The sequence below is a fragment of the Bradyrhizobium sp. LTSP849 genome (genome assembly GCF_000938255.1).
Classification (GTDB): domain Bacteria; phylum Pseudomonadota; class Alphaproteobacteria; order Rhizobiales; family Xanthobacteraceae; genus Bradyrhizobium.
Map to the genome: position 1 here is coordinate 134608 of NZ_JYMR01000051.1, position 13117 is coordinate 147724.

At 63.0% G+C, this 13117-nt stretch carries 16 protein-coding genes; 5 read left to right on the forward strand and 11 right to left on the reverse strand.

Features of this window, described 5'->3' with window-relative positions; all coding sequences use genetic code 11:
* Positions 1-18 precede the first annotated feature (18 nt).
* The gene (gene atzF / locus UB31_RS29255; RefSeq protein ID WP_045013399.1) at positions 19-1404 is read left to right on the forward strand and encodes an allophanate hydrolase; all 1386 of its coding nucleotides are present in this window, start codon (positions 19-21) and stop codon (positions 1402-1404) included.
* A gap of 10 nt (positions 1405-1414) precedes the next feature.
* Here the strand turns inward: atzF and UB31_RS29260 are convergent, their stop codons facing one another.
* The 4 genes from UB31_RS29260 to UB31_RS29275 form a co-directional block, all read right to left on the reverse strand.
* Positions 1415-2140, reverse strand: coding sequence for a Crp/Fnr family transcriptional regulator (locus tag UB31_RS29260; protein ID WP_045008649.1), 726 nt, complete (start codon positions 2138-2140; stop codon positions 1415-1417).
* 101 nt (positions 2141-2241) lie between these two features.
* The gene (locus tag UB31_RS29265) at positions 2242-3081 is read right to left on the reverse strand and encodes an ABC transporter ATP-binding protein (protein WP_045013400.1); all 840 of its coding nucleotides are present in this window, start codon (positions 3079-3081) and stop codon (positions 2242-2244) included.
* 20 nt (positions 3082-3101) lie between these two features.
* Positions 3102-3926 carry an ABC transporter permease gene (locus UB31_RS29270; RefSeq protein ID WP_245306097.1) on the reverse strand — a complete coding sequence of 275 codons (825 nt, stop codon included), beginning with the start codon at positions 3924-3926 and terminating at the stop codon, positions 3102-3104.
* Between the two features lie 14 nt (positions 3927-3940).
* The gene (locus UB31_RS29275) at positions 3941-4942 is read right to left on the reverse strand and encodes an NrtA/SsuA/CpmA family ABC transporter substrate-binding protein (protein ID WP_045013401.1); all 1002 of its coding nucleotides are present in this window, start codon (positions 4940-4942) and stop codon (positions 3941-3943) included.
* A 308-nt stretch (positions 4943-5250) separates the two neighbouring features.
* On the opposite strand from UB31_RS29275, the gene UB31_RS29280 reads away from it, so the two are divergent.
* Complete coding sequence (locus tag UB31_RS29280; RefSeq protein ID WP_045013402.1) at positions 5251-5922, forward strand: hypothetical protein; 672 nt, start codon at positions 5251-5253, stop codon at positions 5920-5922.
* A 193-nt stretch (positions 5923-6115) separates the two neighbouring features.
* Positions 6116-6823, forward strand: coding sequence for a glutathione S-transferase (locus UB31_RS29285; RefSeq protein WP_045013403.1), 708 nt, complete (start codon positions 6116-6118; stop codon positions 6821-6823).
* A 1-nt stretch (position 6824) separates the two neighbouring features.
* Here UB31_RS29285 and UB31_RS29290 read toward each other — a convergent pair whose 3' ends face one another.
* The 3 genes from UB31_RS29290 to UB31_RS29295 form a co-directional block, all read right to left on the reverse strand.
* Positions 6825-7499, reverse strand: a complete 675-nt coding sequence (locus tag UB31_RS29290) for a methyltransferase family protein (RefSeq protein WP_045013404.1) — start codon at positions 7497-7499, stop codon at positions 6825-6827.
* A 116-nt stretch (positions 7500-7615) separates the two neighbouring features.
* A complete protein-coding gene (locus tag UB31_RS42275) occupies positions 7616-7789 on the reverse strand; it encodes a hypothetical protein (protein WP_197087467.1) in 174 nt (57 codons plus the stop codon).
* Positions 7790-8009: 220 nt separating this feature from the next.
* Entirely contained in the window at positions 8010-8489 is a 480-nt protein-coding gene (locus UB31_RS29295; protein ID WP_045008865.1) for a hypothetical protein, read from the reverse strand.
* Between the two features lie 309 nt (positions 8490-8798).
* On the opposite strand from UB31_RS29295, the gene UB31_RS42880 reads away from it, so the two are divergent.
* Together UB31_RS42880 and UB31_RS29305 are read left to right on the forward strand one after the other, a co-directional pair.
* A complete protein-coding gene (locus UB31_RS42880) occupies positions 8799-8966 on the forward strand; it encodes a type II toxin-antitoxin system RelE/ParE family toxin (RefSeq protein ID WP_283806053.1) in 168 nt (55 codons plus the stop codon).
* A 251-nt stretch (positions 8967-9217) separates the two neighbouring features.
* Positions 9218-10873 (forward strand): fumarate hydratase, encoded by a 1656-nt coding sequence (locus tag UB31_RS29305; protein WP_045013405.1) that lies wholly within the window; start codon positions 9218-9220, stop codon positions 10871-10873.
* Between the two features lie 120 nt (positions 10874-10993).
* On the opposite strand, the gene UB31_RS29310 is transcribed toward UB31_RS29305, so the two are convergent.
* The 4 genes from UB31_RS29310 to UB31_RS29325 form a co-directional block, all read right to left on the reverse strand.
* Positions 10994-11290, reverse strand: a complete 297-nt coding sequence (locus UB31_RS29310; protein ID WP_045013406.1) for a hypothetical protein — start codon at positions 11288-11290, stop codon at positions 10994-10996.
* A 106-nt stretch (positions 11291-11396) separates the two neighbouring features.
* Complete coding sequence (locus tag UB31_RS29315) at positions 11397-11951, reverse strand: inner membrane-spanning protein YciB (protein ID WP_045008640.1); 555 nt, start codon at positions 11949-11951, stop codon at positions 11397-11399.
* 12 nt (positions 11952-11963) lie between these two features.
* Positions 11964-12539 (reverse strand): hypothetical protein, encoded by a 576-nt coding sequence (locus UB31_RS29320; protein WP_045013407.1) that lies wholly within the window; start codon positions 12537-12539, stop codon positions 11964-11966.
* A gap of 76 nt (positions 12540-12615) precedes the next feature.
* Entirely contained in the window at positions 12616-13098 is a 483-nt protein-coding gene (locus tag UB31_RS29325; RefSeq protein WP_050044878.1) for an MAPEG family protein, read from the reverse strand.
* Between the last annotated feature and the right edge of the window lie 19 nt (positions 13099-13117).

The window sequence follows — 13117 nt, forward strand, 5'->3', positions numbered from 1 at the left end:
TAGAGAAGGAGATATTCGGTGAGTCAGTCTGTCGCGCGCTCCAGGACCAATCACGAAACCATCGCCTGGAATTCGTCCCTGCCGCTGGAGGCGATCGAAACGGCGTATGACCGGATCGAGGCCGAGCGCGACCGCAATTGCTGGATCTATCTCCGCCCGCGGGAGGAAGCGCTCGAAGCATGTCGCAAGCTCGTGGCGCGCGCGCGGACAGGCGAAAATCTTCCGCTGCTCGGTATTCCCTTTGGTGTGAAGGACAATATCGATGTCGAGGGAATGCCGACCACTGCCGCATGCCCGGCGTTCAGCTATACGCCGTGGCATTCCGCGCACAGCGTCGAACGCCTCACCGCGGCCGGCGCAATTTGCCTTGGGAAGACCAATCTCGATCAGTTCGCCACAGGCCTGTCCGGCGCGCGTTCGCCCTATGGCCCCTGCGCGTCGGTTGCCGATGCGCGCTATATTGCGGGCGGCTCCAGTTCCGGGTCCGCGGTCGCCGTGGCGGCCGGGCACGTTGCGTTCGCGCTCGGCACCGATACCGGCGGGTCAGGCCGCATACCTGCCGGCTTCAACAACATCGTCGGGATCAAGCCGACCGTCGGGCTGGTGTCATCACGCGGGCTGGTGCCGAATTGTCCGACGATCGATTGCGTTTCGGTGTTCTGCAATACCGTCAGCGATGGCGAGGCGATCCTCGAAATTATCGAAGGGTTCGATTTCGAAGATCCCTACAGCCGACTGCCCAAGGCCTTTTCTTTCGCCAGCGGGACGGTGCCATCGTTCCGGTTCGGCCGCATTGCGTCGGCCGATCTCGAATGCTTCGGCATGCCGGAATGCGGCGAGCTCTATGAGCGCGCCTGCGCGCGTTTTGCGCAGATCGGAGGAACAGCGATTGAGGTGGACTTCGCCCCGTTCCGCCAAGCCGGGGAATTGATGTTCAGCGGACCCTGGGTCGCGGAGCGGCACTCGGCCATCGCTTCGCTTATGGACATCGATTCCGGCTTCCTGCTTGATGTCACAAGGACCGTGCTGGGCTCAGCCGCCGGCTATTCGGCAATCGACACGTTTGGTGCCATTCACCGGTTGCACCGGCTTCGCCGCGACGCCGAGGCGATCTTTGCGGGGATTGATGCGCTGGTGGTCCCGACCGCACCGCGGCCGTTCACGCTGGAGGAGATGGATCGCGATCCGCTCACCCTGAACAATCGCCTCGGCTACTACTCCTACTTTGCCAATCTGCTCGATCTCTGCGGCGTGGCGGTTCCGAACGCGACACTGCCGAACGGCATGCCCATGGGCGTGACCCTGCTGGCGCCGGCCTGGCATGATCGCGCGCTGATCGGACTGGCACGGCGGTTCGAGGCCAGTGCAGGCCAAGCGGCGTTCGAAGTGAAATCTGGCGGCTGAAGGGCGGGTATTATTCCGTCTCCTGCCCGAGCATCGAAAGATCCAGGATCGAAATCACGGATCTGTCGTACCTGATCACGCCTTCCTCCTGGAGCCGCGCGAGTTGCACCGTCACCCATTGGCGGGTGGACCCGATGAGATTGGCGAGATCGCCGTGGGTAAACGGCATGCCGACGACGATCTCGTTGTCGCGCTTCACGCCGTAGACGTGCGACAGGAAGATCAGCAGGCTATGCAGCCGCTCGGTTACCGAGCGCGTCCCGAGCATCTGGGCCATCGCCGAATAGCATCTCGCCTTGAAGGCCAGGGCATCCAGCAAGGCGACGGCGATCGCCGGCGATTCCAGCGCAAGCCGCCGTAGCGCCGGCCCGGGCATGAACGTCATCCGGCTGCGTTCGGCCGCAACCGATGTCCACATGTGCGGGCCCGTTCCGAATATGTCGGGGCCGCCGACAAAGTTGCCGGGAAACCAGTAGGCGAGTGTGACCTCGCGCCCCGACGGCGCCGCATAGTAGCTGCGTATGCGCCCCTCGCTGATCAGGTAGATCCCGGCCTGTGCGTCGCCCTGCGACCAAACCAGCTGGCCGGCTTCCAGGGCCTTCTCGCGTCCGATCGCACGCAAGCGATTGCAATCAGCCCGGTTGAGACCGTCCAGCAAGCCGGGCAGCGGCCTGACGAGATTGTCCGATTCAGCCAGCATCACACCTGCCGCTATCGCGCTGTTCGCCCTGTGCATAGCCGGCTCCGCTGTGAGACCCGGCATCGATTATTCAAGAACCATGCCAGCGCGCTGCGGTCGGCTTCTCGATCTGCGCGTTCTTTGCGAGTTCTTGGCGATCAGCTCGCGTCCGACTGATTGAACGCCCGCAACCCTTCTGCGCGGATGACGTCGAGACAATCCTTCTTGAGGGAAAGATAAATTGGCTCGACCATGATAGAGCTCGACCGCGGGCGCGGCAGCTTGACTGCGACTTCGCGCAGGATGCGGCCGGGCCCCGCGCTCATGATGAGAACGCGGTCGGCCAGCACGATGGCTTCATCGATGTCATGCGTGACGAACACGATTGTCGCCTTGATCCGGTCGCGCAGCTCCAGCAGATTGTCTTGCATCACCGCCCGGGTCTGCGCGTCGAGGGCCCCGAAGGGCTCGTCCATGAGCAGCACGCGGGGCTGATTGGCCAGTGCTCGCGCGATCGCGACGCGCTGTTGCATGCCGCCGGACAGGGTGTTCGGATAGGCGTCTGCGAAACGCTTGAGACCGACCATCGCGATCAGATCGTCGGCGATGGCATTCGCCTCCGTCCTGGACTTCCCAAGCATTCTGGGGCCGTGAGCGATGTTCCTGCGGACGGACTTCCAGGGGAAAAGATGCGGCTGCTGGAACACCATGCCCACGTCGGGTCGCGGGCTGTAGACACGCGAGCCCTCGACCAGGATGTCGCCTTCAAACGGCACCTCCAGTCCGGCGATCGTATTGAGCACCGTCGACTTGCCGCAGCCGGAGGGCCCGACGATGCAAACGAACTCGCCAGGTGCCACGTCAAAGGAAACGCGATCCACCGCGATGGTCTGCCCGCGGTTGGTGTCAAAAACGATGCTCAGGTTCGAGACTTGAATGGCCGGTTGTTTCCGCGCCGACTCGACGGAGGCTGACGAACTTGCCAGAGCCAGTTTCATGATCGATCGAGGTCCCGACATCAACGCCACCAGACAGTACGTTCCGCAAGAGCCGCAAACAGCCGGTCGGCAATGAACGAAATCAACCCGAGCGTTGCGAGCCCGCCCATGACCTGGCCCGTTTGCAAATTCTGCTGCGCAATCTCGATCCTGTAGACGATGCCGGCGAAAGCACCTGCAAGTTCGGCCGCGACAAGCGTGTAAAAGGAGATGCTGACGGCGGTGCGCAACCCGACCACGATGTAGGGAAGCGCGCCCAGCAGCACGATCTCTTGGAGCATCTGCCGCCGGGGCGTGCCGAGCATCAACGCCGCCCGAATCAGGCCGCGGTCGACCTTCTGCACGCCGATATGGGTCGAAAGCCAAACCGTGAAGAACACGCCCCATACGACGAGGAACAGTTTTCCCGTCTCCGACAGGCCGAACCAGAGGATGACGATCGGCACGAAAGCAATCGGCGGAATTGGCCGCAGGATATGGAATAACGGGGACAGCAAGCTCGAAATAATAGGGAATTGGCCGGTGAGGATACCAAGCAGGATGCCGAGCGCGCCGCCCACGATGAATCCCGTGGTCACGCGAAAGAGGCTGGCCAGCAGATCGCCAAGGAACTGTCCGCTTCGTATCCACTCAAGGACGGCCGCAGCGACCACCGTCGGCGGTGGAAACAGCACCATGTTGACGGTCCCGGAACGTGAGACCAGTTCCCAGAGGCCGATGAACAAGGGAAGCGAAAGCGCTCCGACCAGAATATTGAGGCGGCGAAGACGAGCTGAATCCGGCCGCCGACCGCGACCGTCAGTGCGGAGAGCAATCTCTAGTCGTGCTGAAGTGCCGTCCTGCATGGCTGTGCGGGCGCCTATTTCCACGAAAGGGTGACGCGTTCGGGGGCGACCTTCTTCAGCGGCTCGGTGACGACGACCTTGCTGAAGTCGGGCATCGCCGCTCCCGGAGGATGGTTGCCGCTCTCGAGGCGCCATGCGGAGTGGGTCTTGAGAATTTCGATCAGCCGGTCGTCGAGACGCACCCGGTAAACGTAGTCGGCCCAGATGGGGGCGAGTTCGTCCCGCTTCATGCCGACCGCGTCCGCCACGACCGTGATCGCTTCATCCGGGTGTGCCTTCATCCAGACCTCGGCATCGATCAGTGCGGCGATGAACTTCTCAACCACCGCAGGGTTGGCGTCCAGATAGGGCCTCATGACGACGATGTTGAACGTCTCGGAGTAAGTGCCCGTTGTATCGAGCTCAGCGATGGCTTCGCCCAGGGCCTTCTTCGCGTTGGCGATGTGGGGTTCCCAAGTGTCGAACGCATCGATGCTTCCTGCTGCAAGTGCCGGCAGCATTTCCTGCGGCCGCAGGTTGACGAGGGTGACATCCTTGGGGGTCAATCCCGCCGACTTCAACAAAGTCGCCGTGTAAACCTCGCTGCCGGTGCCGGCAGTGAATGCGATTCGCTTGCCGCGAAGATCTGCCTTGGTCTTGATGCCGGCCTTGGCCGCAACGACCGTCTTGAGGTCGGAATACTCCATGCCGGCGACGAAGGCGATGGGCTGGTTTGCCATTGCCGAAGCGGTGACCGGCGCCTCCGCCGTCGTCGCGATGTCCGCGCCGCCCCCGGCCACGGTGTCCAGGCACTGCTTGCCGGACGTGAAGTTCGAGACCGCGATGTCCAGTCCGTTCTTTTCGAAAATCCCCTTCGATTTGGCGACGATCGCAAGGCCGGAGATCGGTCCGAGGTTTTGCGCAAGCCGGGCTTTGAGCAATTCCGCGGCCGAGGCGCAGTCCGGACCGATGGCAAGGCAGCAAAGCGCGGCATAGCCGGCAATTGCCGCGATCGGGCGGACGGTGTTCCAGTGCATGACGATCTCCCCTCGCGCCGCGCCCGGCGGCAGCCCCGATAATCGCGGATACCGCCCTGAACGGTTCCGCAACAGACTCCCGCATCCTCCCCTGGGCGATCGCTTGAGGATCGGCCCACGTCGGCATGCTCGCCCGGCGCTACGGTCTCGGGAAGCAATTAATCGACATGGCGTTCGGGGCGACCGGTCCCGCGCCGCTCGAGGTGACGCGCGTGCCCGCCGGAATAATGCCCGTCGTGATGGGTTCATGTCAGGAGATCAAAGCTGGGCTGGCCAGGGGCAGTCGCAGGAACAACCGGGAGGATAGGATGAGCATTATTGCCAGGGTCATCGTGCCAGCAGGCGTTGCGCTCGCGGTCTTCGTAAGTCCAGCGGTGCGGGCTCAGTCGGCCGACATGACGTTCTTCGTGACCTCGAGCGGGCCGGGTAAGGGTGCCGATCTTGGCGGCCTCGACGGTGCCGACGCCCAATGCCAGAAGCTCGCGCAATCGGCCGGTGCGGGCACCAGGAGTTGGCGAGCCTATCTCTCGACGCAGGCTGCCGACGGCAAGCCGGCCGTCAACGCGCGCGACCGCATCGGCAAGGGACCGTGGCAGAATGCGAAGGGCGCCGCAGTCGCCAAGGACGTGGCCGATTTGCACAGCGCCAACAAGATCAACAAGGAAACAGCGCTGACCGAGAAGGGCGAGATTGTGAACGGCTATGGCGACCAGCCCAATCGGCACGATATTCTCACGGGATCGCAGCCCGACGGCACCGCGTTTGTGGGCTCCGACGACCGCACCTGCAAAAACTGGACGTCGAGCACGCAAGGCGCCGCGATGCTCGGCCACTCCGACATCAACGGTCCTGCGACCAATCCGACGGTCAAATCCTGGAACTCCGCACACCCCTCGCGCGGACCCGATGGCGGCTGCTCGCAGGCTGATCTGAAGAGCACCGGCGGTGACGGACTGCTGTATTGTTTTGCGGTGAACTAAGACACTGAGCTCCCTCATTCGTCCTTGCGAGTGTAGCGAAGCAATCCAGACTGTCTCCGCGGAGGGACTCTGGATTGCTTCGCTGCGCGCGCAATGATGGAGTGTTCAGCGAGAGTCACTCCGTCCCACGCTGACGGAACCCGATGACGCATGCTACATTGATAGCAATCGCCCCCACCCGCACGGACCCCCCATGAAATACGAGCTCTATTACTGGCCCGAGATCCAGGGCCGCGGTGAATATGTGCGGCTGGCGCTGGAGGAGGCGGGTGCGGTTTATCTCGACGTCGCGCGGGGGCCGCGCGGCAGCGGTGCGATGATGAAGATGATGGACGCGCATAAGGGCACGCCGCCGTTTGCGCCGCCGTTCCTGAAGGCCGGAAAGCTCGTCATCGGCCAGACCGCGAATATCCTGCTCTATCTCGGCGCCCGCCACGGGCTTGCGCCGAAGACGGAAGCCGGCAAACTCTGGGTGCACCAGCTCCAGCTCACCATCACCGATTTCGTGCTGGAGATCCACGACACCCATCACCCGCTCGGACCCTCGCTCTATTACGAAGACCAGAAGCCGGCGGCGAAGAAGCGCACGGCCGATTTCTGGAGCGAGCGCGTGCCGAAATATCTCGGCTATTTCGAACAGCTTCTCGACGACAATGGCGGCACTTATGTCACCGGGCGCAGGCTGACTTACGTCGATCTCTCGCTGTTCCAGATTATCGACGGCCTGCGCTACGCCTTTCCGAAGCGCATGAAGGCGTTCGAAGGCGACATCCCCGGCCTCGTCAGCCTGCACGACCGCGTGGCGGCGCGGCCGAACATCAAGGCCTATCTCGCAAGCGAGCGCCGCATCCCCTTCAACGAGCAGGGCATCTTCCGCCGCTACAAGGAGCTCGACAGCTAAGCTACCACACGCCCGGGAGCAGCCGATAGCGCACCCGCGTCGCATAGTCAGCATAGCCGGGCAGGCCCTCGCGCAGCGTGCGCTCCTCAATGCGGATGCGAACCGTAAACAGCACGAGAAAGACCGGCGCCATCGCAAGTCCCCACCATGAGCCGAGTATCAGCGATACGCCGGCAAAGAACAGGATCATGCCGCTGTACATGGGGTGACGGACATGGGCGTAGGGTCCGGTCGAGATCACGCGCTGTGCGCGCTCGGCTTGCAGCTTCACTACCGGTGCTGCGAACGAGTTCTCGCGGAATACCCACAGCGTGAACAGCGTCGAGGCGAGGTACAGCACGACGCCGAGCGCGTGCAATGCGAGCGGCATGTGTGATGCAAGATGGCGCCGGTCGAGCCCCATCGCGACGAGCCAGCCCAGCATCGCCGCGATGAACACGACCATGAAGGCCTTGTCGGCGGCCGGCTGGCCTTTCTGAAGAACGGGCCGCAGACGCTCGGCCAGAAGTGCCGGATCGATCCGGTACAGCCACCAGCCGCAGAGCGGGCCAAGCAAAACAGAGATGACGAGGAACGCCCAGGCGCCAGGCCAATGCAGCGTGCCGGCGGCGGCGAACAGCAGCGCACCCATCGCGGCGATGAGAATCGTGTTCTGCAAGAGCAGGCGTGCGATCATGCGCGGTTCCCCGGGCAGTCTTGCACGAGTATAGCGTCGCTATCCGGCAAAGATGCGGCCGGAGACGCGAAAGGCCCGATCAGCCGGATCGGGCGATCCATCGCAGGCCAGCCGGATCAGGCCAGCTGATCGATCCGCGTGCCCTGGCCCGGCGGCAGCGGCGCGGGCGGCGTCGGCTGATGGGTCGGGTCGTTGTCGTTGGTCTTGGCCTGGTCGTCCTGCTGCTTGGTCGTGTCGTAGCTCGGGACCACGATCGTTACAGGAGGCGGCGCAACGCTGGAAACGCTCATCCACAAATCCTCACAGGTTGAAACAATTGATCCTGCCCTGCGGGCGACGAAACTTCCGTCAAGCCAATCGTTAAAATGCGATGGATCTGGCGAGGCACTGCTCCTGTTTCCGCGAGCGCTCGATTCGCAATGACGGAGTGTGTGGCGGGCGGCGTCGCGATACGGCCGGACTATGTCCGCGGTAACCGGACTATGCCCCACGGTCAGCGTGCGTGCGCGCCTACTCGTCCTTCGGCCGCGTGATCGTGATCGCGGCGTCCGTTTTCGTACGCGTGCACTCCATGTTGAGGCGCTTGTAGCGCATCGACACCTTGTCGCCGCGCAACAGGCCCATGCGCTTCAGGCAGCGTGTCGCGCCGGTCGTGGTGTCGTCCTTCGGCAGCGTGAAGGTGATGGCTGCGGCGGATGCGACCAGATCAAAAAACTTCGGCGTCGGCTTGCGATCGCCCTTGGCATAGAGCTCGTTGGAATAGGTCTGTCCCTGGGCCTGGCAGCCGAGCGACAGCTCCTTCGCCGCCGGGTGGGTCAGATAGATGATGTTGGCGGCCTTGAAGTTGACCTTCAGCCCGTCGATGCCGCTCGCGAGCTGCTTGGCGATGTCGTCGCACTGGTCCGCACGCGCAGGCGCGGCGAGGGTGACAAGGCCGGTGATTGCGGCGGCGACCAGAATCGCGCCGCGGACGTTCAGTTTGAAAATCATGATGAAAAGCCCCTTGAAGGGCGTATTCAAGCGTCGGCGCGCGCGAAGTGCAAGGGTGAGCAGGTGCATTTCCACGGGCGGAGTGGCTGTTCTAGCTCGTCCGGCGTGCTATGTTGGCCCTATGACAAAGCTCCTAGAAGAGGCTATTCGCCAAATCGAGCAACTTCCGGAAGGTGAGCAAGACGCCGCAGCCGGCGCGTTGTTGGACTACGCAGAAGTGCGTCGCCGGATCGCTGATCCAAACCGCAAATTGCTCTCTCTCTCGCCGAGGCCCGCGCTCGCGTCGAGCGCTTCGGCTCGTAAATGTCGATGGACCTTGTCTTCGACGATCAGGCTATCGCTGATCTCGAGGGCATCTTCAACTGGATCGCGCAAGACAGCCCTGTCGCAGCGAAGAAGGTTACGGACCGACTTTTCAAGAGTATCGGACTGCTGACTTCCTTTCCTTTCATGGGGCACGCTGGCCTGGTTCTATGAATGGGTGGTGCCACGATTGCCCTATCTCGTGGTCTATCAGGTCGATGAACTACACCGCCGGGTTGTGATCGCTGCGGTCTTTCACGGCGCACAGGAACGAGGCGTTTAGGAGGGCCGCCGGTAGATGTTGCCCCCTATGCGAGAGCGGGACGACCGTCGGCGATTCGCTCCCTTCCCTTTGCGGCAAAAAAGCTTAGAACGCTTCTATGCTAGGGGCCCGCGCGAGGGCTCCAAAACCCGAGACCCGCCCCATGAACGCTCCCTCCGCTTTCCCCGACCAGTCAAAGCCCGTTCCGCCCTACAAGCACACCCCGCTGTTCCCGCTGGGCAAGGACGAGACGCCCTACAAGAAGATCACGGCCGAGGGTGTCCGGGTCGAGAAGGTTTTGGGCAAGGATATGCTGGTGGTATCGCGCGAGGCGCTGCGGGCGCTGTCGGAGGCGGCTTTCGGCGACATCAACCATTACTTGCGGCCCGGCCATCTCAAGCAGCTCCGCGCGATCCTGGAGGACGGCGAGGCGAGCCCGAACGACAAGTTTGTCGCGCTGGACTTTTTGAAGAACGCCAATATCGCCGCCGGCGGCGTGCTGCCGATGTGCCAGGACACCGGCACCGCGATCATCATGGGCAAGAAGGGTTGCAACGTCATCACCGACGGCGACGACGAAGCTGCGCTGTCGGAAGGCGCGCGCGATGCTTACCTGCGCCGCAATTTGCGCTACTCGCAGGTCGCGCCGCTGTCGATGTACGAGGAGAAGAACACCGCCAACAACATGCCGGCGCAGTGCGAGATCTATGCCGAGGGCAATGACGCCTACAAGTTCATGTTCATGGCGAAGGGCGGCGGCTCCGCCAACAAGAGCTTCCTGTTCCAGGCCACGCCCTCGGTGCTGACCAAGGACCGGCTGCTCGCTTTCTTGAAGGAGAAGGTCTTGACGCTGGGCACCGCGGCATGCCCGCCCTATCACCTCGCGATCGTGATCGGCGGCACCTCGGCCGAGCTCTGCATGAAGACGGTGAAGCTGGCGTCCGCCCGCTATCTCGATGCGCTGCCGACGCACGGCTCGCCCGATGGCAACGCGTTCCGCGATCTCGAGATGGAGCAGGAAATTCTGAAGATGACGCAGTCGCTCGGCGTCGGCGCGCAGTTCGGCGGAAAGTATTTCTGCCACGACGTGCGCGTGATCCGCCTGCCGCGTCATGGCGCCTCGCTGCCGATCGGGCTCGGCGTGTCCTGTTCGGCCGATCGCCAGGTGCTCGGCAAGATCACCAAGGACGGCGTCTATCTCGAGGAGCTCGAGCATAACCCGGCGCAATATCTGCCGCAGGTCGAGCAGTCGCTCGGCGGCGAGGTCGTCAAGATCGACCTCAACCAGCCGATGAAGGACATTCTGGCGACGTTCTCGAAAAACCCGATCAAGACCCGGGTCTCGATGACCGGCACCATGATCGTGGCGCGCGACTCCGCGCATGCCAAGCTGCGCGAGCGGCTGGAGAAGGGCGAGCCGCTGCCGGATTACTTCAAGAACCATCCGGTCTATTACGCCGGCCCGGCCAAGACGCCCGAGGGCTACGCTTCCGGCGCGTTCGGCCCGACCACGGCAGGCCGCATGGATTCCTTCGTCGATCAGTTCCAGGCCGCCGGCGGCTCGATGGTGATGGTGGCGAAGGGCAATCGCGCGCCTGCGGTGCGCGAAGCCTGCAAGAAGTATGGCGGCTTCTATCTCGGCTCGATCGGCGGTGCGGCGGCGAACCTCGCCGAGCACTGCATCAAGAAGGTCGAGGTGCTCGAATATCCCGAGCTCGGCATGGAAGCGATCTGGCGCATTGAAGTCGTCGACTTCCCCGCGTTCATCATCATTGATGACAAGGGGAATGACTTCTTCAAGGAGTTGAATTTGGGCTAGCTTGCTTTCCCGCTTGCGGGAGAGGTCGGATCGCCTCGGCGATGCGAAGCATCGTCCGGTGCGATCCGGGGGTAAAGGTCTCACGGAAGTCTTACGCGGGGAGTGGGGCGAGGGAGAAGATCAAGCCTTCACGCCCGTGAACGGAAAACTGCCCATCGGGCCGATGCCCATTTCGCCGCTCATGCTGTCGCCGGAAATCTTTCCGATGAACTCGAGCGTCAACGGCATCGGATTGGTGATGGAAACCTTCCAATTGACGGCGTCGCCGCTGATGGTGCCGTCGAAGATCTCGGCGGTATTGCCTTCCGCGCCCTGCGTGCCCGTCAGCGTGCCGCCGGAGCTCAGCAGGGTCAGCGTCGCCTGGCGCTCGCCCATGGGCGTGGTCATGGTCAGATTCCAGTTGCCGTCTACGGCCATTCGCGTCTCCCGAACAGATCCCGGCGGGCCACGACGATCCGCAGCCAGTCCTGGGCCGAGCGTATAGCGCAACTCGCGGTGGCCGCCTAACGCCCCGTTGAGGCGATCAAGCGCGGGCGGCGGCGCGCCGGCGGCTGGTGACGACGAGCCGGAGCACGACATACTGCACCGCAAAGGCCAAAATCTTGGCGCCGCCGGCAACCACCGAGATGTAGAACGCCCACAGTTTCAGATCGCCGGTCGAGGCGACCGCGATCGTGCCGGCGCCGATTGCGAACATCAGCGCAGCCCAGGCATAGCCCGCGGCCGTCACATATTCCGGCGCGGTCTCCGTGACGATCGGCGGCATGTAGCGCAGCATCCAGCCGCGCTTGAGCATGATCGCGCCGATTGCGAAATGCGCGATCGAGGGTTTCGCCAGCATGAAGCGGGGATCGTTGGTCAGCAGCGTGATCGTGCCCAGCACGACGACGAGCGCGAGGCTCGCGTAGGTCATGTAGCTGAGCTGCTGTTTCCTGACGCGGGCATAGATCACTTGCGCGATCGCGCCGGCAATCGCCACCGACGTCGCCAGGATGACGTTGTCGGTGATGAGATAGATCACCAGGAAGACGATGGCCGACAGGAAGTCGGAGGCGAGGCGGGCGAATACGTCCTTCATCGTCGATCCCTGTCAGTGCCTGTTCGGCAGCGCGCCGGCCGGCGCACCGTACTTGATCTGGCGATATTCGGGATACCACTTTGTGAAGTAGATCGCGCTGTTGCGGGCGGCGAAGGCGACCGCGAGACCCAGCCAAACCGGCAGGCCCGGGAAGTAGAGCAGCACGATGTTGGCGGCCATCATCAACAAGGCGGCGGCGGTCCATGCGCTTGTGATGATGTAATTGGCGGTGAGAAAGCCGGGCATCGCCGCGGTCTCGGCCGGAACGGATTCGATCGCATATTGCAGCGTGAAGGGACGGCGCGCGAGCATTGAGCCGAGCGAAATGACAAAGATGCCGATATCGACCGAGAGCTTGACACCGAGCGTGCCGAGCTTCGAATCGAACAGCGCGAGGGTGAGGCCGATTGCGGCGAACAGGATCGCCGAGCCCGCGGCTAAAATCTTCACCGAGCGGCCGCGCACAACGTCGATCGCGATTGTCGCGAGGCAGATCGCGGAGGCCGCGAACACGCTGATGGTGGCCGACGTCGCGAACATCAGGAAAGTGTAGACGCCATAGGGGGCAAGGATCAGGAAAATCGTCATGGGCCGCCTCGGTCGAGCCAATCTTTACGGTGTAAAGATAACTAGTTCAGCGCCGGCACTGGGTCAAGCGAAATCTTTACAGTGTCAAAATGACGTGAATGACTTGTAAAAACTGAATTGTTGCAATGGCTTGATCCGAGATTTCGTCGGCGACCGCGGCCCAGGGCAGGCGCGACAGGATGGTCAGCGCGCAAGAGATCAAGAGGCCGATGGTCAGGAAGATGCCGCCGCCGCGGCAGATCAGGAACCGCAGCGATCCCGGCGTCGCGTACATGCCGAGCGGATGCAGCAGCCGCGACAGCAAAAGGGCGCCCATCAGCATGTGGATGCGCAAGGGCGACGCGCCGGACATTTCGAGCAGCGCGACCATCAGTGCGATGATGGGGACGTATTCCATGAAATTGCCGTGGGCGCGGATCGCGCTGCGCAGGCTCGCATTGCCGCCGTCGTTGAAGGGAGCCTCGCTGCTCCTCCGCAGCCGGATCACCTGGAGCGCGAGCGTTGCGTAGATCAAGGCGAGGATGGCGAGATAGTTCGCGGTGATCGCGGGCATGTGCATGCGAAGCCTCCCTGGTGAT